Here is a 21,942-nt window from a genome sequence, read left to right as displayed (position 1 = left end):
CAAAAAAATGACGCAGAAAAATGAATCTCAACGCCAGGATCGCGTAGCAGCCTGGAGCCGTCACGCTGAAAGCGAACTAAGCGCTTACCAAAGTGCGGCAAAATTGGATCTACAAGCGCAAAAACCGCGCGACCACAAACTGTGCGCCAGCCTGGAAGAGGCCATCCGCCGTTCCGGTTTACGCGACGGCATGACACTCTCTTTTCACCACGCGTTTCGCGGCGGCGATCTGACGATTAACCTGGTGATGGAAACCATCGCGAAGATGGGCTTCAAAAACCTGACCCTGGCCTCCAGCTCGCTGAGCGACTGCCACGCGCCGCTGGTTGAACACATTCGTAACGGGGTGGTCAGCCGCATCTACACGTCAGGCCTGCGCGGCCCGCTGGCGGAAGAAATTTCTCGCGGCCTGCTGGCTGAGCCGGTTCAGATTCACTCCCACGGCGGTCGTGTGCATCTGGTACAAAGCGGCGAACTCAATATTGATGTTGCGTTTCTTGGCGTGCCCTCCTGCGATGAATTCGGTAATGCTAACGGTTATACCGGCAAAGCCTGTTGCGGTTCACTGGGCTACGCGATGGTGGATGCCGACAGCGCGAAGCAGGTCGTGATGCTGACGGAGCAACTGCTGCCGTATCCGCATAACCCAGCAAGCATCGCTCAGGATCAGGTTGATCTGATCGTGCAAATCGAAGAAGTCGGTGATGCAAACAAAATCGGCGCTGGCGCGACCCGCATGACCACTAATCCGCGTGAACTGCTGATCGCCCGCAGCGCGGCGGAAGTCATTGCTCACTCCGGCTACTTCAACGAAGGTTTCTCCCTGCAAACCGGCACTGGCGGCGCATCGCTGGCGGTCACCCGCTTCCTGGAAGACAAAATGCGTAGCCGCAACATTGTGGCTAATTTCGCGCTGGGCGGTATCACCGCCACCATGGTCGACCTGCATGAAAAGGGCTTAATCCGCAAACTGCTTGACGTGCAGAGCTTCGATCGTAACGCTGCGCAATCTTTGGCCCGCAACCCGAACCATATCGAAATCAGCGCTAACCAGTACGCCAACTGGGGCTCTAAAGGCGCTTCCGTCGACCGTCTGGACGTGGTGGTGCTGAGCGCGCTGGAAGTAGACACCCACTTCAATGTTAACGTGCTGACCGGCTCCGACGGCGTTCTACGCGGCGCGTCCGGCGGCCACTGCGATACCGCCGTCGCGGCGGCGCTGTCCATCATCGTCGCGCCGCTGGTGCGCGGTCGCATCCCAACGCTGGTTGATAACGTCACCACCTGCGTCACACCGGGCTCCAGCGTTGACATTCTGGTCACCGATCACGGTATCGCCGTCAATCCGGCGCGTCCGGAGCTGGCTGAACGCCTGAAAGCAGCGGGAATGAAAGTGGTATCGATTGAGTGGCTGCGCGAACGCGCGCAACTGCTTACCGGTCAGCCCCGCCCTATCGAATTCACCGACCGCGTGATTGCTGTCGTGCGTTATCGCGACGGTTCAGTGATCGATGTGGTGCATCAGGTGAAGGAATAAGCCATGCGCCTGTTTCCTGAACTCGCCACCTGTCACGACGTTTCTATTCCTGAGCTGCTCGCCAGCCGGGATGAGAGACAAGCAAGACAGCGCGCCTGGCTAACGCGCCACGCCACTCCGCTGGTCTCCTTTACCGTGGTGGCGCCAGGCCCGATAAAAGACAGCGCGTTAACCCGCCGGATCTTTAATCACGGCGTGACTGCCCTGCACACGCTGGCAGAAGAGTATGGCTGGACCATCCGGGAGCAGGCTGCACTGGCTTCCGCCAGCGGGCCGGAAGGGCTGCTGGCGATTGACGCGCCCGCTCAGGCGCTCAAACAGGCGACCATCGCGCTGGAACAGCGTTATCCACTGGGGCGCCTGTGGGATATCGATGTCCTGACGGCGGAAGGCGAAATACTCTCCCGCCGCCATTTCGCGCTTCCCGCTCGCCGCTGTCTGCTGTGCGGGCAAAGCGCGGCTGAATGCGCGCGGGGTAAAACCCACGCGCTGACTGATTTACTGATTCATATGGAGGCGCTGCTGCATGATGCCGATTCCCGCCAACCCGACTAACGCCTCCATTCAGCCTCAGTCGCTGTACGACGCCTGGGCCGATTTGGCCTGGCGCGCCATGCTGACCGAGGTAAATTTATCGCCAAAACCCGGTCTGGTAGACCGACTAAACTGCGGCGCGCACAAAGATATGGCGCTGGCGGATTTTCACCGCAGCGCGGAGGCGATTCGACACTGGCTGCCGCGCTTTATGGAATATGGCGCCAGCTGCACGCGCCTGCCGCCAGAGTCGGTTCTGGCGGGCCTGCGTCCATTGGGGATGGCCTGTGAAGCAGCGATGTTTCGCGCAACGGCGGGCGTCAATACCCATAAAGGCAGCATTTTCTCGCTGGGGTTACTGTGCGCCGCCATTGGCCGCCTGTATCAGCTACGCCAGCCGATCGCCGCAGAAACACTCTGCGCTACCGCCGCCGATTTTTGCCGCGGCCTGACAACGCGCGAACTGCGCCAGAACAACCTACAGCTTACCGCAGGTCAGCGGCTGTATCAGCAACTGGGATTAACCGGCGCGCGCGGTGAAGCGGAAGCGGGCTATCCGCTGGTCATCCGCCACGCGTTGCCGCACTACCGCGCATTGCTGGCGCAGGGGCGCGATCCGGAACTGGCGCTGCTTGATACCTTACTGCTGCTGATGTCGCTTAACGGCGATACCAACGTCGCGTCGCGCGGCGGGGCGGACGGTCTGCGCTGGTTACAGCAGCAGGCAGCGTTCTTATTACAGCAGGGCGGCATACGGACGCCTGACGATCTCGTTTATCTCCACCGGTTCGATCAGCAATGCATTGAACGCAATCTCAGCCCAGGCGGTAGCGCCGATCTGCTGATCGTGACCTGGTTTTTAGCGCAAATTTCGCAAGTTAATCATTAACACAATTATAGAAAATATCCTTTCCGGAGAGTCATTTATGTCTTTATCCAAAGATAATATATGGAAGTTGTTGGCCCCATTAGTGGTGATGGGCGTCATGTTGCTAATTCCTGTTCCAGATGGTATGCCGCCACAGGCCTGGCACTATTTTGCGGTTTTTGTCGCGATGATTGTCGGTATGATCCTGGAGCCGATCCCGGCGACAGCGATCAGTTTTATCGCCGTAACCATTTGCGTTATCGGCAGCAATTACCTGCTATTTGACGCTTCGGAACTGGCCGATCCGGCGTTTAACGCCAGTAAACAGGCACTGAAATGGGGGCTTGCCGGTTTCTCCAGCACCACGGTCTGGCTGGTTTTCGGCGCGTTTATTTTCGCGCTGGGCTATGAAGTGACCGGACTGGGGCGCCGCATTGCGCTGTTTTTGGTAAAATTCATGGGTAAACGCACGCTGACGCTCGGCTATGCGATTGTCATTATCGATATTTTGCTGGCGCCGTTTACTCCCTCCAATACGGCTCGTACCGGCGGTACTGTCTTCCCGGTCATCAAGAACCTGCCGCCGCTGTTTAAATCGTTTCCAAACGATCCTTCCGCACGCCGCATCGGCGGTTATTTGATGTGGATGATGGTGATCAGTACCAGCCTGAGCTCTTCGATGTTTGTCACTGGCGCGGCGCCAAACGTGTTAGGTCTGGAGTTCGTCAGCAAGATCGCCGGCGTCCAGATTAGCTGGCTGCAGTGGTTTCTCAGCTTTCTGCCGGTAGGGATTATTTTACTGATCGTTGCGCCGTGGCTCTCCTATGTGCTTTATAAACCTGAAGTGACCCACAGTGCAGAAGTCGCGGCCTGGGCTGGCGGCGAGTTAAAAAACATGGGGCGTCTGTCCCGCAAAGAGTGGACGCTGATTGGCCTGGTGCTGCTTAGCTTAGGATTGTGGGTTTTTGGTGGAAAAATCATCAACGCCACTGCCGTGGGTCTGCTGGCCGTCTCGCTGATGCTGGCGCTGCATGTTGTGCCGTGGAAAGACATTACGCGCTACAACAGCGCCTGGAACACCCTGGTGAACCTCGCTACGCTGGTGGTCATGGCCAATGGCTTAACCCGCTCCGGCTTTATTGACTGGTTCGCCAATACCATGAGTACGCATCTGGAAGGTTTCTCGCCGGATGCAACCGTCATTGTACTGGTACTGGTGTTCTATTTCGCGCACTACCTGTTCGCCAGCCTTTCCGCTCACACCGCGACCATGCTGCCGGTCATTCTGGCGGTGGGTAAAGGCATTCCGGGCGTTCCGATGGAACAACTTTGTATTCTGCTGGTGCTGTCTATCGGTATCATGGGCTGTCTGACGCCGTATGCCACCGGCCCTGGTGTGATTATCTACGGCTGCGGTTACGTGAAATCCAAAGACTACTGGCGGCTTGGCGCAATCTTTGGCGTTATCTATATCGCAATGCTGTTGCTGGTGGGCTGGCCGATTCTGGCAATGTGGAATTAAACATTACGCCAACGTAGGTTAAAAATGATGCCGTTCAGGTTCACCTGAGCGGCATTTTTTATGATTAAATGGGTAACATTCATAATGTGTATAAATTATCGAATTCACCATGAACACAATATGGCATTACAGCCCGCTGCTGGCTGCCCTCTTAACCCCGATTTTTGCCGCCAACGCCGACGAACTTCAGGCGCAACAGTACGGTGATTTCACTGACTATGTGCTGGCGCTTTCCTGGCAAACCGGTTTTTGTCAAAGCCAGCATGAACGCCGCCATCGGGAGCCCGATGAGTGCCGTCTGCAAAAAGAGCCAGCCAACAAAGCAGACTTTCTGACCGTCCACGGCCTGTGGCCTGGATTACCCAAATCTATCGCCGCACGCGGCGTTGACCAGAGACGCTGGCAGCGCTTTGGTTGTGCGACGCGGCCAATCCCGAATCTGCCTGAAGTCAAGGCCAGCCGGAAATGCTCCGCCCCCGCCCCCGGACTTTCGCCTGACATCGCGGCAGCGCTTAAGGAAGTGATGCCCGGCGCGGGGGGGAATTCCTGTCTGGAGCGCTACGAATATGCCAAACATGGCGCCTGTTTCGGGTTTGATCCCAATGCCTATTTCGGCACCATGATACGGCTGGATAAGGCGATAAAAGACAGCGCGCTGGGGCAGTTTCTGGCGGATAATTACGGCAAGACCGTTAGCCGCGCTGAGTTTGATAGCGTCGTCGCACAAATGTGGGGCCAGGATAATGTCAAAGCCGTTAAAGTAAACTGCCATGGCAATCCCGCCTATTTAACAGAGATTCAGTTTTCACTAAAGGCGTCGATGATTAACGCCCCGCTCTCCTCTGCCTCATTTCAGCCGCAGCCGCATCCCGGCAACTGCGGGAAACAGTTTATTATCGATAAAGCCGGTTATTGACGAAGCAGAGGTTTAAAACCGTAGCCACATTTGAGAACACGCCCGAATGTAGACTAAAATTCACTCAAGGCTATGACGTTTGAGGATTTACCCGAATGTGAACTAAATCACTTCAAAGACGGGGGAAGTCTCAGTATCATCATGAGAGTTAAACCCTCGCCGCCAGACGGTGAGGGTTTTCTTTTGGGACCATTTACCTGCACTACTCGCAGTATCGATGACATGGAGTAAGAAATGTCCAGACCCACTATTATCATTAACGACCTTGACGCCGAACGTATTGATCGTCTTCTGGAACAGCCTGCGTATGCGGATCTGCCGATTGCCGACGCGCTCAACGCCGAACTGGATCGCGCGCAAATGTGTTCGCCACAAGAGATGCCGAACGATGTCGTCACCATGAACAGCCGCGTTAAATTCCGCAATTTGAGCGATGGTGAAACACGCGTGCGGACGCTGGTGTACCCCGCCAATATGACGGACAGCAGTACCCAGCTTTCGGTAATGGCGCCCGTCGGAGCGGCGTTGCTGGGACTGCGCGTCGGCGACACCATTCACTGGGAACTGCCGGGCGGCACCTCCACCCATCTCGAAGTGCTGGAACTCGAATATCAGCCTGAAGCCGCGGGCGACTTCCTGCGTTAAACCATCTGCATAAGCGTTAATGCGTTTACACAGAGGATGCCTGCGCATCCTCTTTCCGTTAGCCCTTTCATTGCTGCCTGTTTCAGACAACGCCGCCTGGCATCGGGTTGATTACTCCCGTCGCCTGTTTCTGCGCCGCTTGTGCCGACGTCGCTCCCGGCACCAGGATAACCTTCCGGCACTCTTCTTCGCGTTTTTCGAAAATTTCGTAGCCGCGCGCCGCCTCTTCAAACGGCATATAGTGCGTGACAATCTCCTCCGGCTTCAGCAACCCTTTTTCAATAAGCGGTAATAATTCCCCCAGCCACGCGTGAACATGGGTTTGACCCATTTTAAAAGTTAGCCCCTTATCAAAGGCGTCGCCGAATAAAAAGCCGTGAATAAAACCGGCATACACGCCGGGCACGCTGACCACGCCGCCGCGTCTGACCGCCGCGATACATTGTCGCAGCGCTTTGCCGCTGCTGCCTTCCAGTTTAAGGTTCGTCAGCACCGTCTCCGTCATGCTGCCTTTCGCTTCAAAGCCTACGGCATCAATTACCGCGTCCACGCCGCGGTGGCCTGCCGTCTGCTCGATGATTTTTTCCGCCGGATCGTTCTCATCATCGAAGTTGATCGGTATCGCGCCGTAACGTTCTTCGGCGAAACGCAGGCGCCAGGCGTGGTGATCAACGACGAAGATCTGCTCCGCGCCCAGCAGTCGCGCACAGGCGATAGTCAGTAATCCTACCGGCCCTGCGCCAAAAACCGCCACGCTGGAACCTTGCTGAATCTGGGCATTTTTTGCCGCCTGCCAGGCGGTAGGCAAAATATCAGAAAGAAACAGCGCCTTATCGTCAGATAACAGCGGCGGCACCTTAAATGGACCGACATTACCTTTTGGCACGCGAACATATTCGGCCTGTCCGCCGGGAACGCCGCCATACAGATGGCTATACCCAAACAGCGCCGCCGGTGGCGGGATCTGTTTTTTATTCATCGCCGCGCCGTGTCCGTCGTTAGTGTTTTCACACGCTGAATACTGCTGTAGCCGACAGAAAAAGCAGTCACCACAGGCAATGACAAACGGGATAACGACCCGATCCCCTTTCCGAATATTCTTTACATCATGTCCGGTTTCCACCACCTCGCCCATAAACTCATGGCCGAAAATATCGCCATGTTTTACCTGTGGGATCTTGCCGCGATAGAGATGCAAATCAGATCCGCAAATCGCGGTGGCGGTAACACGCAAAATGATATCGTCAGGCTGCTCAATGCCGGGATCGGGTACGTTTTCAACCTTTACGTGATGTGGACCGTGATACGTCAATGCTTTCATGCAGCCTCCGGGGTAACGGTGAATGTTGCGTTCGACTATAAAAGGGTAGCTATCCCGGAGAGACTGCCGGCAAAACAGGCGGCTTTAGGATTTTTCCTGGAAAATACACGATTTTTTAGCGCCAGGTTGTCGCAATATTTAAAATTGCCAGACAAATAGCAGAAAGAAACATTATTATATGCTTGAATAAATTCAGTATTGATTAACAGGGAGTAACGGGTATGTATAAGACAATCATTATGCCGGTTGATGTTTTTGAAATGGAACTTAGCGATAAAGCTATTCGCCACGCTGAGTTTCTGGCGCAACAGGATGGCGTCATTCATCTGTTGCATGTACTGCCTGGGTCCGCGAGCATGAGTCTGCACCGCTTTGCCGCCGACGTGCGTCGCTTTGAAGAACATTTACAGCATGAGGCGGAAACGCGTCTGCAAACGATGGTGGGACACTTCAGTATCGATCCTTCACGAATTAAAACACATGTTCGCTTTGGTAGCGTGCGCGATGTCGTCAATGAGATGGGTGAAGAACTGAATGCGGATGTCGTGGTAATCGGTTCGCGTAATCCGTCCATCACGACACACCTGTTGGGGTCTAACGCCTCAAGCGTGGTGCGCCATGCAACGCTGCCGGTATTGGTTGTGCGTTAACCCTGGTGGCTAAAAACTGACACGCCCTGCCAGGTCGCGCCTGGCAGGGCTTTTTACTGCATCATCGTTAGTACAAATGCCCGATATTCACAATAGTACTCACCGTGTCGCCAAAAAAGACCAGCCGACTCAGAAATACGCCAACGAATAACAAGACGAACAGGCGTTTCGGGCGCGAATCACCGTGACGGCTGGCGACAAAAGCGAGCGCAAGGCAAACCAGGCTTGCCAGATAAAACGGGGAAGCCAGCCATGAACGCGCCGTCATCTGCATGACCGTTCCCCCGCTTAACCACACCAGCGGCGCCGCGATAAGTACCGCGATACACACCACAATTCCCTGGCGTAACGCAGGAACGGCAGGCCTGAGTTTTAACAGCGGAATCGCCGCGCAACCCATGACCCATACCGTAATAAAAAATAACAGCATGGTAAACCCATTAGCGATAGCTACCATCGCTGGCGCGGCGTAGGTCATCCCCTGCACCGCCACCAGTAACACGCCGAACACGGAGGCGATAAGAGCCATCGCTTTATGTCCCTTTGCCAGGAACGTTACGCCGACCGCTGCGCCAAACAACGTGGCGCCAAGGATTTCCCGGCTTAACCAGGCATGTCGCAGGTTAATCAGCGCATTATAAGCGCGATCGGGATGCGCCAGATGCAGAATCGCGGCAATAGACGCCAGTGCCAGCACCAGCCCAGTGACCAACCAATAGAAACGCTGGCCTTCCACTTCACCACGCAGCGTACGCCATGTCAGTACCAAAGCCATCCCGACAGACATCTGGCTTAATACCGTAAAAAACACCAGCGGCAGTTCATATTTTTCCATTACTTGTCCTCCGGCTGCTTAGGCTGGCGCGCCAGAATAAAGCGCGTTCCTGGATTGAGCTGTGGCATATGCGGGAACCCTGGCGGATACTGCACCGCATTATCGGGCACAGGATCGGCATCCAAATCGATAATCGACAAGGCGCCCACCGGACAGGCGTTTACGCACGCCGGATTCATACCGATATCAAGACGCTCGTAGCACATACTGCATTTTTCCGCTTTACGCGTCTCTTCATTAAAACGCGGCGCGCCATAAGGACAGTTACGAATACAGTTTTTACAGCCGATGCAGCGCTCAGGGTTATGCACCACCACGCCATCTTCACGTTTGGTATAGGCTTCGACCGGACAGGCGGCGACGCAGGCCGGGTGTTCGCAGTGGTTACAGGCCAGCGAGTAAAACGCCCGCTCTTCATGTGGATAGATGTCTCTATCCAACGGATAAACGTAGCGCCAGAAGCGATCCGGCTCCAGTTGGTTAAAGCTTTTACACGCCATAGCACAGCCGCGGCAGCCGATGCACTTATCGCTATTCACTAAAAACGCACGTCTCATGCTACGGATTCCCCTTTACCGATCAATACAACGTCAGCAAACTGACTGTGGATAGCGGCGCCCGGCGCGCCAGTTTTCATCAGCCCCATATCAGCAGGCGTATCGGCCACGACGTTTTGCACGTTGTACTGCCGTTTCGGGAACCACGCTTCATACATCACCAGAAAATCTTCCGGCACGTTGGTGGTGACTTTTGCCCGCAGCTCAACTTCACCGGTGCCATTGAAAACTTTGACCAGATCGTTCTCGCTGATGCCTTTTTTCTGTGCGGAAGAAGGATGGATATAAACGAACGGTTCCGGGTAGAACACCTGCATCCAGTCCAGGTTGATAAACTGCGAGTGCAGGCCAAACTGCACGTGCGGCGTAAACAGATGGAACGGCAGTTTGCTCTCGGCTTCCGGTTTGTATTCCGGCAGCGCGGTGTGGCCGTTTTTCTCCGCCAGTTCAGATTTAAATTCATACTTGCCTGACGGCGTTTTGAACTTGCGATCGTACCAGGCGGCTGAACTTGGCAGAATCGCTTTTTTCGGCCCGTCCAGCAGATCGTCCCAGGAAGAGATGCCGAACATTTTCGCCATACCGTCGTTGAACTCCTGATCCAGCCAGCGCTTGTGATCGAACTCTTGCGGGAAGGTACAGGAACCCGGCGCCATCTTATTAATGGTGCGCGACAGCATGGTCGCGATTTCAAGGTCGCATTTTGCTTCATACATCGGCTTAATCGCCGGCTGATTAATGGAAAGCCAGTAGTGCCAGTAAGAAGCATCCACGTTCCACTCTTCAAACGCGGTGGTAACGGGCAGCACGATATCAGCGTGTTGCACCGTTTCGTTGAAGAACTGATCGGCGCAGACCACCATTTCCAGTTTTTCAAACGCTTTTTTCATCTTGCTGCGATCGAAATCCTGGGCAAACGGGTTTTTACAGGCGACCCACAGCATACGAACCGGCGGATCGTTGGCCTCCAGAATCCCCTGCGCCGTCTGGTTAATATTCAGGGAGCGATCGGAGTACTGCACGGCGTCGCTGCCAGCGGCAGCCCCGAATTCACTGGTGGTGCCCGCCGCTCCCGGTATACCAATAGCGCCCACCGGCGGCTTCTGCAGCATGGCGTTATAGTTAAAGCCCCAGGTATGCAGATGACCATAACGCGCGCCGCCGCCTTCGACACCGATGTTGCCGGACATAGCGACAAAGGCATCGATAGCGCGAACGTTGGCGCCGCCGTTGACATGACGCTGCATCCCGTAACCAATCCAGACCGTGGCCGGCTTAACCGCCGTAAACTCTTCCGCCAGCTGGCGAATGACATCCGCAGACAGGCCGCAGATTTCTGCCGCCCATTCCACGGTGACGTTATTGCGCAGATAGGCTTCAAATTCCGGATAGCCGTGAGCATCATTGTTGACAAAATCCTGATCCACCAGGCCTTTATCCACCAGATGACGCGCCATCCCCAGCGCCAGCGCGCCGTCTGAGCCAGGCCGCACGCGCAGGTAGAGATCGGCTTTGGCGGCAGTCTGCGACAGCAGCGGGTCGATAACCACGACCTTCGCCCCTTTCTCGCGCGCCTGATAGATGTACTTCATGCTGTGCATTGAGCACCAGGCCGGGTTGGCGCCCCAGATAATGATGTATTTCGCTTTCACCATATCTTCCGGGTCGTTACACCACATGTCGCCCATGTCGTAGTTTTGCGCGTCGATGCCGGCAGGCCAGCACGGCGTACCGGCAAAACGGGTGGTGTAGCCAAGCGAGGACATCATCCCTTCAACGGCATAGTTCAGCACGCCAAACTTACCGGAATATTTGGTCAGCGCCAGACCGAGCATAGAACCGTCTTTTTTCTTAATCTCCAGCATTTTGGCGGCAATGCGCTGCATCGCCTCTTCCCATGAGATGCGACGCCAGTTGCCGCTACCGCGAACATCCTGCGCCATGGGATATTTAATACGATCGGGGCTATAAACCCGGCGCGGATAGCTTAACCCTTTGACGCAAGGGGTACCGTGAGTAAATGTTGATTCCGGCGCGCCTTCCACGAAAGTAATGACCCCGTCCTTTACCCACGTCTTGAGGCTACAGGTGTCATAGCAGTTACGCGGACACGCGTTACGATAAATTTTGTACGTTTTAGGGTTAAAGGGAACAGGCGGCTGCGCAAGCGCGCATCGGGAGGTCAGTAATCCTCCGGGTAAAGCCGCAACGGCGCCCAGTGCCACTATCCCCTTTAAAAAAGAACGTCTGTTCAGATGTCCTGTCTCATTACTCATATTGATACTCTCGTTTTAATTCATCAAGCCAATAAAATAAGATGTCCGCCACCGTATATAACGTGGTCGTTTGTGCATGAGTTTTTATTTTTTCGATATATAATGGCACCCACTTTGTTAAATAGTTATTGATATATTGAGTGAGAGTAGATCGGTATTGTGACGTTTGCCGGGTATTAGCCAGTAATAGCGTGGTCAATTCCAGCACGCAGGAAATATGATCGTCAGGAATATTGCTCTCCTGATTAACCGATAATCCCAACGCTGCCATAAACTCCCGTATCTCCAGCGTCGCCTTTCCCATCACCAGCGCATCCTCTTCCAGATACACTGAAGCGAAAGGCGCAGCCAGCAGCTTGCCAGGACCGACGAATAGCGCATTAAAGTCATACTCCGCCTCCAGCCACGCCCGATCGGTAAGGTTTACCGCAGCAGTGGGATTTAATCTCACGTAGGCAGATTTCAGTGAACGACTATCATGAGAATTAAAAAAATCACGCAATGTAAGCCCTGTTTTTTCTAATTCCGTCAGTGATTCATAGATTGAATCCATGAATAAATAACCTCACATACAAATGCAATATAAATCAAGAAAAAAGAATGGGCATGTTAACGGAAGCGCTTAATCTTTCTTTGATAAAAAAACAGAAAAATTCCCGTTAAATCCGTAGAAGACTTTTTTATTGTTTCAAAGTTTAAAAACAGAAGACCGTTGAAATAAAAAACCGTCTGTTATTAACAGACGGTTTCAGAGTATTGATAATGAAGAACGTGTTTTACCCGGCGGCGTTCCCCAGGCATAAACACCGCAGGCCCGAATAGCTTACACTATCGGGCCATTTACGATGGCCAGTTAACTGACCTTGCAGGTGTGCTTACTTCTTTTTATGCGATTTTGGTGCGAATCAGATAATCAAAGGCGCTCAACGAGGCTTTCGCCCCTTCGCCTGTGGCGATGATAATCTGTTTGTAAGGAACGGTGGTACAATCGCCTGCGGCGAAGACGCCCTTAACGCTGGTTTCACATTTGGCGTCAATAATGATCTCGCCCATGCGGTTACGCTCAAGCGCGCCTTCCAGCCAGTGGGTATTCGGCAACAGACCAATCTGCACAAAAATGCCTGCCAACGCGACGCTATGAATATCGCCGCTGACACGGTCACGATACTCCAGCCCCACCACTTTCGAACCGTCGCCCTTCACTTCTGTCGTTTGCGCATTCAAAATGATATCGACATTTTTCAGGCTACGCACTTTGTCCTGTAGCACCTGATCCGCCTTCATCTCCGGCGCAAACTCCAGCAACGTAACGTGTTCTACAATACCTGCCAGATCGATAGCCGCTTCAACGCCGGAGTTGCCGCCGCCGATGACCGCCACACGCTTCCCTTTAAATAATGGACCGTCGCAGTGCGGACAATAGGTGACGCCTTTGGTGCGATACTGATCCTCGCCCGGCACATTCATATTGCGCCATTTCGCGCCGGTGGCGATGATGATACTGCGCGCTTTCAATACTGCGCCGGACGCCGTTTCAATCTGATGCAAGCCGCCTTCTGTTGCGGCCGGAACCAGTTTACTTGCGCTCTGGCTGTCGATAACGTCAACGTCGTAATCGCTGACATGCGCTTTCAGCGCGCCCGCCAGTTTCTGGCCTTCGGTTTTCGGCACCGAGATATAGTTTTCGATATCTACGGTATCCAGCACCTGACCGCCGAAGCACTCGCCCATCAGACCGGTACGGATGCCTTTGCGCGCCGAGTAGACCGCCGCCGCCGCGCCCGCCGGGCCGGAGCCGACAATCAGTACGTCATACGCATCGCGTTTGTTCAGCGCTTCCGCCGCGCGTTTTTCTGCGCCAGTATCCACTTTAGCGACAATCTCGGTCAGAGTCATACGTCCCTGGCCGAACTCTTTACCGTTAACAAATACCGCCGGAACACCCATCACGTTACGTTCGGTGATTTCGTTCTGGAAGGTACCGCCATCAATTGCCGTATGTTTAATACGCGGGTTCAGCACCGCCATCAGGTTCAGCGCCTGCACTACGTCCGGGCAGTTATGGCAGGAGAGTGAATAATAAGTTTCGAATTCAAAATCGCCGTCAATATCGTGAATCTGCTCCAGCAGCGACTGCGCTTCTTTTGACGGATGACCGCCGGTCCACAGCAGCGCCAAAACCAGCGAGGTAAATTCGTGGCCCAGCGGAGAACCGGCAAAGCGCGGCCCTTGCTGAGAACCTGGATTCGTAATCAGGAAAGACGGCTTGCGCACCGGCAGAGTATTGTCTTCTTTAAACGTGACTTTGTCGGACAGCTCGGCGATTTCAGCCAGCAGTTCCTTGATTTCCGCCGATTTAGCGCTGTCATCCAGCGTGGCAATCAGCTCAACAGGTTTGGTCAGTTTCTCAAGGTAAGCCCTGAGCTGGGTTTTCATATTTGTGTCGAGCATTCTTCTTCCCTCTCTGAAAACATCATCATGCAAGCCGACTTCGCGGGACTGCATTAATGCAACTTGCGTCATGGTGCTGAAATGAAATGGGCGCGGGTGCGCCCATGACTGAAACAATTTCCAAAGTATTTCACGTCAGAGTAAGACGGCTAGCCTGAGAATCCCCGGGAGCTTACTGAAGTAAGTGACCGGGGTGAGCAGGCGACGCCAACGCAGCTATGGCGTGAAAGGCGACGGAAATTTAGATTTTACCGACCAGGTCTAAGGATGGAGCCAGAGTCGCTTCACCTTCTTTCCATTTTGCCGGGCATACTTCGCCTGGGTGAGCGGCAACGTACTGTGCTGCTTTAATTTTACGCAGCAGGTCAGACGCGTCACGGCCGATACCTTCAGCGGTAACTTCGATCGCCTGGATGATACCCTGCGGGTCAACAACAAAGGTCGCACGGTCTGCCAGACCTTCATCTTCACGCATGTTGTCGAAGTTACGGGTCAGGGCGCCAGTCGGGTCGCCGATCATCGCATATTTGATTTTTGCGATAGTTTCAGAGCTGCTGTGCCATGCTTTGTGCGTGAAGTGAGTATCGGTTGAGACGGAATAAACGTCTACGCCCAGCTTCTGCAGTTCTTCGTAATGGTCGGCAACGTCACCCAGTTCAGTCGGGCAAACAAAGGTAAAATCGGCCGGGTAGAAGAAGAAGACGCTCCAACGGCCTTCGGTATCTTTCTCGGTGACTTCAATGAATTCACCGTTTTTGAACGCCTGGTTTTTGAAAGGTTTGATTTTGGTGTTAATTAAGGACATCTATACTTCCTCCGTGTTTTCGTTGAGGAGTAAGTTAACGAAATTTTGCTGATTCGGCTAATGCGTTTCCATTATCAAATCAATAAGCGTTAACTAACAACCCGATTCGGGCGACATTGTGAACACTGCGCCCTGTCAGCCATCTAAAGTAAAAAGGCCGCCTGACAGGCGGCCCCATTACCTGAACTACCCGCAGGTAACTTCAGAGCCAGTACGACTCGTCTTGCAAATTACAGACGTATTGTCTGCAACTTGAAATCCGTAGCGTATATGCTGGCTAAGTGTTGCGCTCTACATTACCTTAACAAAGGCTGTAACAGCGAAAAGGATTACATCACCCCAGCATAGAAAGGGCAATCCCGGCACGCCAGCTCTTACCTATGTCTGTGATAGGCATCATCATTAATACTCTTTTCGCTTTGATCTTAAAAGGAAAAAATATGATTAAACGTACATTGCTGCTTGCTATGCTGCCCATTCTCGCCCACGCGGAAGAACTGCCTGCGCCGGTTAAAGCCATTGAAAAACAGGGTATAACTATCCTGAAATCCTTCGAGGCGCCGGGGGGCATGAAGGGCTATCTCGGAAAGTATCAGGATATGGGCGTCACGATTTACCTGACGCCGGACGGTAAACACGCCATCTCCGGCTATATGTATAATGAAAAAGGTGAAAATCTTAGCAACGCCCTGATAGAAAAAGAGATCTATGCGCCGGCCGGACGAGAAATGTGGCAGAAAATGGAAAAGGCGTCATGGATACTCGACGGTAAAAAAGACGCGCCGGTGGTGCTGTATGTCTTCGCCGACCCTTTCTGCCCCTATTGTAAGCAGTTTTGGCAGCAAGCTCGCCCGTGGGTCGAATCCGGCAAGGTACAATTACGTACGTTACTGGTCGGGGTGATTAAACCGGAAAGCCCGGCCACAGCCGCAGCGATTTTAGCCGCGAAAGACCCGGCGAAAACCTGGCATGACTATGAAGCCTCCGCAGGAAAGATGAAGCTGGAGGTTCCGGCGTCCATCCCCCCGGCGCAGATGAAAGTCATTAATCAGAATGAGCAGTTAATGGACGATCTTGGTGCTAACGCGACGCCAGCAATTTATTACATGAATAAAGATAAGACGTTGCAACAGGTTGTGGGTTTACCGGAAAAAGCGCAACTGGACGCCATGATGGGGCAGCCTTAACGCATAAATTAGCAAGGCAGGAGCTTAACCGTACCACGCCCGATAGCGCTGTGTTTGTCGGGCCAACCTCCTCCTGGCATTAACGCGACGCCAGACCAGCATGTCATCCGGCACAGCCTTTTAGACTAACGGCGTGATTATATAAGTGTCAGTTATGACAGCCTTTACTGTAATTATTTACTCGCTAAAATATTCATAACTGTGGTATTTTAGTTTAAATAAACTCTACATTAAGTTTAATAAACATAATTCTGGTAAATTATTGAGATTAAGTCATAATCATGGAAGATACCATGATTATGCCGGGAAGATACTATGGCTAACCTTTACGACCTTAAAAAATTTGACCTTAACTTGTTGGTTATATTTGAATGTATTTATCAACATTTAAGCATTAGCAAAGCAGCAGAAACACTCTATATTACACCTTCTGCCGTAAGCCAGTCATTGCAACGCCTGCGCACGCAATTCAATGATCCTTTATTTATTCGTTCAGGCAAAGGAATTACGCCTACCGTAACAGGCATTAATTTACATTATCATTTAGAAAATAACCTTAACAGCCTGGAACAAACTATTAATATAATGAATCAGTCCAGTCTGAAGAAAAAGTTTATTATCTATAGCCCACAGCTGTTGATCACCCAATATGTGATGAAATTAGTTGAATATATCCGTAAAGATTCACAAGTTGAAATTGAACATCACGATATTTTGACCACTGACGAACAGCCTGAAGATCTTCTTGCCTACCGCAAAGCAGATATTGTGGTTTCAATGGCCCCACTCAATAATCGTTCTATTGTTTGTACTCACTTTAATAAGGTAGAATGTATCCTGGCTTGCAGTGAAAACCATCCCCGGCTAGGTGAAACCGCAACTATCGACGAAATTCTACAAGAGTCATTTACGCAATTCATCGCCCGGGAAAACGATATAAAAGAGCATCATTCAGTTATCCATAATGTACTGGGGGAAAGAATAATTGGTTTCAGAAGCAAATCGCTGATAACCATCGCCAACGCCATCAGCGCCACGGAGCTTATTGGTTTTTTACCACAATCACTTGTTGACTATTACTCATCTACTATCAAACTTAAAAAAATCACCATACCTTTTACCATTGCTCCCATACAACTCTATCTTATGTATAATAGAGCTTCGATGAATAATAGCGGATTTACTGAGCTCATTGAGCAAATAACAAAAAAACATTGATAAGAAGGCCAAATAACGGATATTAACATAAATTTAATGTATATATTTATGGAATATATTTATTTGGCAAATATAATAAATCATTGCAAGTTCATCTAATCCGCTTATCCTTTATGTTAATTATTTCGAATATACTGTAGTTAACACATTGGAGACTATCCAGAGATGTCGGTTTATAAAGTTCCGCTTGAGCAAAATGTTCTGGAAGCGGCTCAAGAGCGTATAATGTGGACCCTGGAAACCTTACCCCGGGTCTGCGTCTCATTTTCTGGTGGTAAAGATTCAGGACTTATGCTGCACCTGACGGCAACGTTGGCGCGCAAAATGAATAAAAAGATCCACGTTCTCTTCATTGACTGGGAAGCGCAATTCTCCTGTACCATCGCCTATATTGAATCATTACGTGAATACTACGCGGACGTTATTGAGCGTTTTTATTGGGTCGCATTACCCTTAACCACACAAAATTCCCTTTCACAATACCAGCCGGAGTGGCAGTGTTGGCAGCCGGGTGCCGACTGGGTACGACAACCGCCAGAAGATGCGATTACCGATCCGGCCTTTTTTTCCTTTTATCAACACGGCATGACCTTTGAACAGTTCGTTCGCGATTTTGCCGACTGGTTTTCAGAAAAGCGTCCTGCCGCTATGCTGGTCGGTATTCGTTCCGATGAATCCTATAACCGGTTTGTCGCTATCGCTAACTCGCATAAGCTGCGCTTTGCCGACGATAAGCCCTGGACCACGTTAGCCCCCAAGGGGCACACCTGGTATATCTACCCCATCTATGACTGGAAAACCGCAGATATCTGGACCTGGTTCGCCAAAACAGGTAAACCCTGTAACCCTTTGTATAATTTGATGTATCAGGCTGGCGTACCGGCCCGTTACATGCGTATTTGTGAACCGTTCGGCCCGGAACAACGGCAGGGGTTATGGCTGTATCATGTTATCGAACCTGAGCGCTGGGCGGCCATGTGCGCCAGAGTCAGCGGCGTGCTCAGCGGAGGAATATACGCCGGGCAGGACAGCCATTTTTACGGCCACCGGAAAATTTTAAAACCCGATCACCTTAACTGGGAAGAGTATGCGCTGCTCCTGCTACACAGTATGCCTGAAGTCACTGCTGAACATTACCGTAATAAAATCGCCGTTTATTTGCAGTGGTATAAGAAAAAAGGCATGAACACCATCCCACAGACGCAGCAGGGCGATATTGGATCGCGGGATATTCCGTCGTGGCGACGGATCTGCAAAGTTTTACTGAACAATGATTACTGGTGCCGGGCGCTGTCATTCAGTCCGACAAAACCTAAGAATTACCAGCGTTATAACGAACGTATGAAAGCTAAACGCCAGGAATGGGGGATCTTATGCAACACCGACTCACAGCCGAAATAACTCACTTTCTCTCTGAACTGTCTGAAGAGGAGAGGATCGCCGCCATTAATGAATTTAGAATGGCGATACATAGCGTTAGTCCTTTTCGCGATGAGCCTGTCGATTGTGTCCTGTGGGTGAAAAACAATCATATTTCGCCTAATGACTACAACCCGAATAACGTTGCGCCGCCCGAGAAAAAACTGCTGCTTAAATCGATTGAACAAGATGGATTTACTCAGCCGATAGTGGTGGTAAAGGCCGATGCCGAGGAGTACGAGATTGTGGACGGTTTTCACCGTCATGAGCTGGGCAAAGGAAAAGCGGCCCTGAAAAGGCGTCTGAAAGGCTACCTGCCGATAACGTGTCTGGACAGAGAACGTCACGAACGCATGGCGGCAACCATTCGGCATAACCGCGCGCGCGGGCGCCACCAGATCCACGCCATGTCAGAAATCGTGCGCGAACTTTCTCTGCTAGGCTGGGACGAGAGCAAAATCGGCCAGGAGTTAGGTATGGACGCCGATGAAGTCCTGCGCCTGAAACAGATCAACGGCCTGCAGGAGCTTTTTGCAGACCGTCGATTCTCCAGAGCGTGGACGGTTAAATAACTACAGTTTACACAGGCGCTCTGCGGCGGCCAGCAGCGTTGATTCCTGTTTAGCGAAACATAAACGTATAAGCTGATGCGGGAAAGGGGCGGCGCAAAAGACAGAAAGCGGAATAGCGGCGACACCGACTTCTTCGGTTAGCCACTGACAAAACTCAACGTCATTTAGCGTCGACACTGCGCTGTAATCGATTAACAGAAAATAGGTACCTTCACAGGGCAGCACTTTTAATCGGCTTTGCGCCAGCGCGTTAACCAGCACATCGCGTTTTTTCCGGTAAAAATCGGGTAACGCGCGATAGTGTTCCGGCGCGGCGCGCAGCATATCCGCCAACGCCAGTTGCGCCGGCGTATTGACGCAAAACGTCAGGTACTGATGAACTTTGCGTATTTCGGCGCTAATGGCCGCAGGCGCAACGCAGTAACCAATCTTCCATCCTGTCATATGAAAGGTTTTACCAAACGATGAAACGGCAACCGCCCGCTCTCGTAACTGAGGGTGCGCCAATACGCTGGCATGGCCTTCGACGGCAAAACAAATATGTTCGTACACTTCATCGCTTAATACATAAATTTCCCGCTCGCCGATAGCCTGCCACAGCGCCTCGATATCCTCCTGACGCCAGACGGTAGCGGTGGGATTATGCGGCGTATTGAGGATCACCAGCCGCGTGCGCTCGCTAAGCAACGCCGAAAACGCCTGCCAGTCGACGCGAAAATGCGGCGGCGTAAGCGCTATGCGTTTTAACACGCCGCCGGAAAGCGCCACGGCCGGGGCATAGCTGTCATAACTGGGATCGAAACAGATAACCTCATCCCCTGCCCGCACCAGCGCGGTAATCGCCGCATACAGCGCTTCTGTCGCGCCCGCCGTGACGGTGATATCACTGACGTCATCGGGTCGATAACCATATATTTCCGCCGTTTTATCGGCTATGGCCTCCCTCAGCGCCTGCGCGCCCGTCATCGGCGCATATTGATTCGCGCCCTGCGCGACATGATAAGCCAACCGCTCGTGCAAATAAGAAGGACCATCAAAATCAGGGAAGCCTTGCGATAAATTTATTGCCTGATGTTTCTGCGCCAGCGCGCTCATTTGCGTAAAAATCGTGGTGCCAAGATTGGGCAATTTGCTTTTTGGAATCAGTGGGTTATTTCTCATTATCTTCATACCCGCCAGTGATGTGGTTATTGACACACTATCACAGGGTGTTAGTATTTGGCAATCAAGACGTTTAGATGTCTAAATATAATAACAACGGTGAGAAGACCCTAAGGACAACACAACATGAACCACACTGAAATCCGCGTCGTTACTGGCCCGGCGAATTATTTTTCCCATGCCGGAAGCCTCGGAAGACTGACAGACTTTTTCACGCCGGAACAGCTTTCCCACGCCGTTTGGGTGTACGGCGAACGCGCGATTGCCGCCGCCCGTCCTTACCTGCCGGAAGCGTTTGAACGTGCTGGCGCAAAACATCTGCAGTTTACCGGCCATTGTAGCGAACGCCATGTTGCCCAACTGGCGCACGCCTGCAACGACGATCGTCAGGTGGTGATAGGCGTCGGCGGCGGCGCGCTGCTTGATACCGCCAAAGCGCTCGCCCGCCGTCTGGCGCTGCCGTTTGTCGCTATCCCGACCATCGCGGCGACCTGCGCCGCCTGGACACCGCTTTCCGTCTGGTATAACGACGCGGGACAGGCGTTACAGTTCGAAATTTTTGATGATGCCAATTTTCTGGTGCTGGTCGAACCGCGCATTATTCTGCAGGCGCCCGATGACTATCTGTTAGCTGGCATTGGCGATACGCTGGCAAAATGGTATGAAGCCGTTGTGCTTGCGCCGCAGCCTGAAACGTTGCCTTTGACCGTAAGACTGGGCATTAACAGCGCGTGCGCTATTCGCGATCTCCTGCTGACCAGCAGCGAACAAGCATTAGCGGATAAACAGCAGCGTCGGCTGACCCAGGCATTTTGCGACGTGGTGGATGCGATTATCGCTGGCGGCGGTATGGTCGGCGGCCTCGGGGAACGCTATACCCGTGTCGCCGCCGCCCATGCGGTACACAACGGTCTGACCGTCCTGCCGCAAACGGAAAAATTCCTGCACGGAACGAAAGTGGCTTATGGCATTCTGGTGCAAAGCACGCTACTGGGACAAGATGACGTGCTGGCGCAATTGATTGCAGCGTACCGGCGATTTCATCTGCCGGCCCGGCTTAGCGAACTGGAGGTGGATATTCATAACACCGCCGAGATCGATAGGGTAATCGCGCATACCCTGCGCCCGGTCGAATCCATCCACTATTTACCGGTGACGTTAACGCCAGACACCCTGCGTGCGGCGTTTGAAAAAGTTGAATTTTTCAGAATATAGCATGGTGACGTTGCGCTTATCAGGCCTGGCAACACTCAGCAGCAACGCGCGCCGCCTTTTCCACCATAGCGCGCATCTTGCCGCTCGCGGAAAAATTCTTCATAGGTCATCGGCGTCTGATCCGGATGCGTTATGCGCATATGCTCAACATAGTTGTCGTAGTCTGGCACGCCAATCATCATTTTTGCGGCCTGTCCCAGATATTTTCCGGCTTTTGAAAGCGTATCGAACATCGTTGTCACCTGTCATTCAA

Annotated in this window: 21 protein-coding genes; 12 read left to right on the top strand and 9 right to left on the bottom strand. The window is 52.5% G+C overall.

The window, feature by feature from the left end; translation table 11 throughout:
* The first annotated feature begins 7 nt into the window (after positions 1-7).
* The 6 genes from citF to rnk all read left to right on the top strand — a co-directional run bounded on the left by citF (position 8) and on the right by rnk (position 6,022).
* The gene (gene citF / locus ACLD3P_RS04260; protein ID WP_000192323.1) at positions 8-1,537 is read left to right on the top strand and encodes a citrate lyase subunit alpha; all 1,530 of its coding nucleotides are present in this window, start codon (positions 8-10) and stop codon (positions 1,535-1,537) included.
* A 3-nt stretch (positions 1,538-1,540) separates the two neighbouring features.
* A complete protein-coding gene (gene citX, locus ACLD3P_RS04255) occupies positions 1,541-2,092 on the top strand; it encodes a citrate lyase holo-[acyl-carrier protein] synthase (protein WP_001236063.1) in 552 nt (183 codons plus the stop codon).
* Entirely contained in the window at positions 2,064-2,960 is an 897-nt protein-coding gene (citG, locus tag ACLD3P_RS04250) for a triphosphoribosyl-dephospho-CoA synthase CitG (RefSeq protein ID WP_000982653.1), read from the top strand. The genes citX and citG overlap by 29 nt, the downstream gene beginning before the upstream one ends.
* A gap of 37 nt (positions 2,961-2,997) precedes the next feature.
* Positions 2,998-4,461 (top strand): citrate/succinate antiporter CitT, encoded by a 1,464-nt coding sequence (gene citT / locus ACLD3P_RS04245; RefSeq protein ID WP_000059039.1) that lies wholly within the window; start codon positions 2,998-3,000, stop codon positions 4,459-4,461.
* 109 nt (positions 4,462-4,570) lie between these two features.
* Positions 4,571-5,377, top strand: a complete 807-nt coding sequence (gene rna, locus ACLD3P_RS04240; protein WP_001529051.1) for a ribonuclease I — start codon at positions 4,571-4,573, stop codon at positions 5,375-5,377.
* A gap of 234 nt (positions 5,378-5,611) precedes the next feature.
* A complete protein-coding gene (gene rnk, locus ACLD3P_RS04235) occupies positions 5,612-6,022 on the top strand; it encodes a nucleoside diphosphate kinase regulator (protein WP_000089749.1) in 411 nt (136 codons plus the stop codon).
* Between the two features lie 82 nt (positions 6,023-6,104).
* Here rnk and ACLD3P_RS04230 read toward each other — a convergent pair whose 3' ends face one another.
* Positions 6,105-7,343 (bottom strand): zinc-dependent alcohol dehydrogenase, encoded by a 1,239-nt coding sequence (locus ACLD3P_RS04230; RefSeq protein WP_000646118.1) that lies wholly within the window; start codon positions 7,341-7,343, stop codon positions 6,105-6,107.
* A gap of 221 nt (positions 7,344-7,564) precedes the next feature.
* Here ACLD3P_RS04230 and uspG point away from each other — a divergent pair, with 221 nt between their 5' ends.
* The gene (gene uspG, locus ACLD3P_RS04225; protein ID WP_080227526.1) at positions 7,565-7,993 is read left to right on the top strand and encodes a universal stress protein UspG; all 429 of its coding nucleotides are present in this window, start codon (positions 7,565-7,567) and stop codon (positions 7,991-7,993) included.
* Positions 7,994-8,060: 67 nt separating this feature from the next.
* On the opposite strand, the gene ACLD3P_RS04220 is transcribed toward uspG, so the two are convergent.
* From ACLD3P_RS04220 to ahpC, 6 genes are all read right to left on the bottom strand, one after another.
* Entirely contained in the window at positions 8,061-8,828 is a 768-nt protein-coding gene (locus ACLD3P_RS04220) for a dimethyl sulfoxide reductase anchor subunit family protein (RefSeq protein ID WP_115286209.1), read from the bottom strand.
* Entirely contained in the window at positions 8,828-9,385 is a 558-nt protein-coding gene (locus ACLD3P_RS04215) for a 4Fe-4S dicluster domain-containing protein (protein WP_411006338.1), read from the bottom strand. Before ACLD3P_RS04215 ends, ACLD3P_RS04220 begins: the two co-directional genes overlap by 1 nt.
* Positions 9,382-11,661 carry a molybdopterin-dependent oxidoreductase gene (locus ACLD3P_RS04210; protein ID WP_000064319.1) on the bottom strand — a complete coding sequence of 760 codons (2,280 nt, stop codon included), beginning with the start codon at positions 11,659-11,661 and terminating at the stop codon, positions 9,382-9,384. The genes ACLD3P_RS04215 and ACLD3P_RS04210 overlap by 4 nt, the downstream gene beginning before the upstream one ends.
* The gene (locus ACLD3P_RS04205) at positions 11,654-12,214 is read right to left on the bottom strand and encodes a molecular chaperone (RefSeq protein ID WP_000377444.1); all 561 of its coding nucleotides are present in this window, start codon (positions 12,212-12,214) and stop codon (positions 11,654-11,656) included. Before ACLD3P_RS04205 ends, ACLD3P_RS04210 begins: the two co-directional genes overlap by 8 nt.
* Positions 12,215-12,546: 332 nt before the next feature.
* Positions 12,547-14,112 carry an alkyl hydroperoxide reductase subunit F gene (ahpF, locus tag ACLD3P_RS04200; RefSeq protein ID WP_411006688.1) on the bottom strand — a complete coding sequence of 522 codons (1,566 nt, stop codon included), beginning with the start codon at positions 14,110-14,112 and terminating at the stop codon, positions 12,547-12,549.
* A 241-nt stretch (positions 14,113-14,353) separates the two neighbouring features.
* On the bottom strand, positions 14,354-14,917 hold the full coding sequence (gene ahpC / locus ACLD3P_RS04195; RefSeq protein ID WP_000052802.1) for an alkyl hydroperoxide reductase subunit C: 564 nt from the start codon (positions 14,915-14,917) through the stop codon (positions 14,354-14,356).
* Between the two features lie 440 nt (positions 14,918-15,357).
* On the opposite strand from ahpC, the gene dsbG reads away from it, so the two are divergent.
* The 4 genes from dsbG (at position 15,358) to ACLD3P_RS04175 (ending at position 19,313) form a co-directional block, all read left to right on the top strand.
* A complete protein-coding gene (gene dsbG, locus ACLD3P_RS04190; protein WP_079944458.1) occupies positions 15,358-16,104 on the top strand; it encodes a thiol:disulfide interchange protein DsbG in 747 nt (248 codons plus the stop codon).
* Positions 16,105-16,419: 315 nt separating this feature from the next.
* Positions 16,420-17,322, top strand: coding sequence for a DNA-binding transcriptional repressor CitR (gene citR, locus ACLD3P_RS04185; RefSeq protein WP_115286212.1), 903 nt, complete (start codon positions 16,420-16,422; stop codon positions 17,320-17,322).
* A 165-nt stretch (positions 17,323-17,487) separates the two neighbouring features.
* Positions 17,488-18,723, top strand: coding sequence for a phosphoadenosine phosphosulfate reductase (locus ACLD3P_RS04180; protein ID WP_076935482.1), 1,236 nt, complete (start codon positions 17,488-17,490; stop codon positions 18,721-18,723).
* A complete protein-coding gene (locus ACLD3P_RS04175) occupies positions 18,696-19,313 on the top strand; it encodes an IbrB-like domain-containing protein (RefSeq protein ID WP_076935483.1) in 618 nt (205 codons plus the stop codon). Before ACLD3P_RS04180 ends, ACLD3P_RS04175 begins: the two co-directional genes overlap by 28 nt.
* Here the strand turns inward: ACLD3P_RS04175 and ACLD3P_RS04170 are convergent, their stop codons facing one another.
* The gene (locus tag ACLD3P_RS04170; protein ID WP_001245605.1) at positions 19,314-20,474 is read right to left on the bottom strand and encodes a pyridoxal phosphate-dependent aminotransferase; all 1,161 of its coding nucleotides are present in this window, start codon (positions 20,472-20,474) and stop codon (positions 19,314-19,316) included. It lies immediately after the preceding gene.
* Positions 20,475-20,600: 126 nt separating this feature from the next.
* Here ACLD3P_RS04170 and ACLD3P_RS04165 point away from each other — a divergent pair, with 126 nt between their 5' ends.
* The gene (locus ACLD3P_RS04165) at positions 20,601-21,689 is read left to right on the top strand and encodes an oxidoreductase (RefSeq protein ID WP_134944937.1); all 1,089 of its coding nucleotides are present in this window, start codon (positions 20,601-20,603) and stop codon (positions 21,687-21,689) included.
* A gap of 35 nt (positions 21,690-21,724) precedes the next feature.
* On the opposite strand, the gene ACLD3P_RS04160 is transcribed toward ACLD3P_RS04165, so the two are convergent.
* Entirely contained in the window at positions 21,725-21,922 is a 198-nt protein-coding gene (locus tag ACLD3P_RS04160) for a YbdD/YjiX family protein (protein WP_000460619.1), read from the bottom strand.
* Positions 21,923-21,942 lie beyond the last annotated feature (20 nt).

It is taken from the genome of Salmonella sp. 741265073_HBA, from assembly GCF_046569105.1.
Taxonomy (GTDB): Bacteria; Pseudomonadota; Gammaproteobacteria; order Enterobacterales; family Enterobacteriaceae; genus Salmonella; species Salmonella enterica.
The sequence above is the reverse complement of the archived record's forward strand: the minus strand, read 5'-3'. Positions and strand labels throughout refer to the sequence as shown.

What these genes read in the sequence shown, in the direction of transcription:
- ACLD3P_RS04215 (WP_411006338.1), bottom strand. Translation starts at nt 9,385, where the DNA reads ATGAGACGTGCGTTTTTAGTGAATAGCGATAAGTGCATCGGCTGCCGC.
- ACLD3P_RS04165 (WP_134944937.1), top strand. Translation starts at nt 20,601, where the DNA reads ATGAACCACACTGAAATCCGCGTCGTTACTGGCCCGGCGAATTATTTT.
- citX (WP_001236063.1), top strand. Translation starts at nt 1,541, where the DNA reads ATGCGCCTGTTTCCTGAACTCGCCACCTGTCACGACGTTTCTATTCCT.
- ahpF (WP_411006688.1), bottom strand. Translation starts at nt 14,112, where the DNA reads ATGCTCGACACAAATATGAAAACCCAGCTCAGGGCTTACCTTGAGAAA.
- citR (WP_115286212.1), top strand. Translation starts at nt 16,420, where the DNA reads ATGGCTAACCTTTACGACCTTAAAAAATTTGACCTTAACTTGTTGGTT.
- rna (WP_001529051.1), top strand. Translation starts at nt 4,571, where the DNA reads ATGAACACAATATGGCATTACAGCCCGCTGCTGGCTGCCCTCTTAACC.
- rnk (WP_000089749.1), top strand. Translation starts at nt 5,612, where the DNA reads ATGTCCAGACCCACTATTATCATTAACGACCTTGACGCCGAACGTATT.
- ACLD3P_RS04170 (WP_001245605.1), bottom strand. Translation starts at nt 20,474, where the DNA reads ATGAGAAATAACCCACTGATTCCAAAAAGCAAATTGCCCAATCTTGGC.
- ACLD3P_RS04180 (WP_076935482.1), top strand. Translation starts at nt 17,488, where the DNA reads ATGTCGGTTTATAAAGTTCCGCTTGAGCAAAATGTTCTGGAAGCGGCT.
- ACLD3P_RS04220 (WP_115286209.1), bottom strand. Translation starts at nt 8,828, where the DNA reads ATGGAAAAATATGAACTGCCGCTGGTGTTTTTTACGGTATTAAGCCAG.
- citF (WP_000192323.1), top strand. Translation starts at nt 8, where the DNA reads ATGACGCAGAAAAATGAATCTCAACGCCAGGATCGCGTAGCAGCCTGG.
- dsbG (WP_079944458.1), top strand. Translation starts at nt 15,358, where the DNA reads ATGATTAAACGTACATTGCTGCTTGCTATGCTGCCCATTCTCGCCCAC.
- ahpC (WP_000052802.1), bottom strand. Translation starts at nt 14,917, where the DNA reads ATGTCCTTAATTAACACCAAAATCAAACCTTTCAAAAACCAGGCGTTC.
- citT (WP_000059039.1), top strand. Translation starts at nt 2,998, where the DNA reads ATGTCTTTATCCAAAGATAATATATGGAAGTTGTTGGCCCCATTAGTG.
- uspG (WP_080227526.1), top strand. Translation starts at nt 7,565, where the DNA reads ATGTATAAGACAATCATTATGCCGGTTGATGTTTTTGAAATGGAACTT.
- ACLD3P_RS04175 (WP_076935483.1), top strand. Translation starts at nt 18,696, where the DNA reads ATGCAACACCGACTCACAGCCGAAATAACTCACTTTCTCTCTGAACTG.
- citG (WP_000982653.1), top strand. Translation starts at nt 2,064, where the DNA reads ATGATGCCGATTCCCGCCAACCCGACTAACGCCTCCATTCAGCCTCAG.
- ACLD3P_RS04230 (WP_000646118.1), bottom strand. Translation starts at nt 7,343, where the DNA reads ATGAAAGCATTGACGTATCACGGTCCACATCACGTAAAGGTTGAAAAC.
- ACLD3P_RS04210 (WP_000064319.1), bottom strand. Translation starts at nt 11,661, where the DNA reads ATGAGTAATGAGACAGGACATCTGAACAGACGTTCTTTTTTAAAGGGG.
- ACLD3P_RS04205 (WP_000377444.1), bottom strand. Translation starts at nt 12,214, where the DNA reads ATGGATTCAATCTATGAATCACTGACGGAATTAGAAAAAACAGGGCTT.
- ACLD3P_RS04160 (WP_000460619.1), bottom strand. Translation starts at nt 21,922, where the DNA reads ATGTTCGATACGCTTTCAAAAGCCGGAAAATATCTGGGACAGGCCGCA.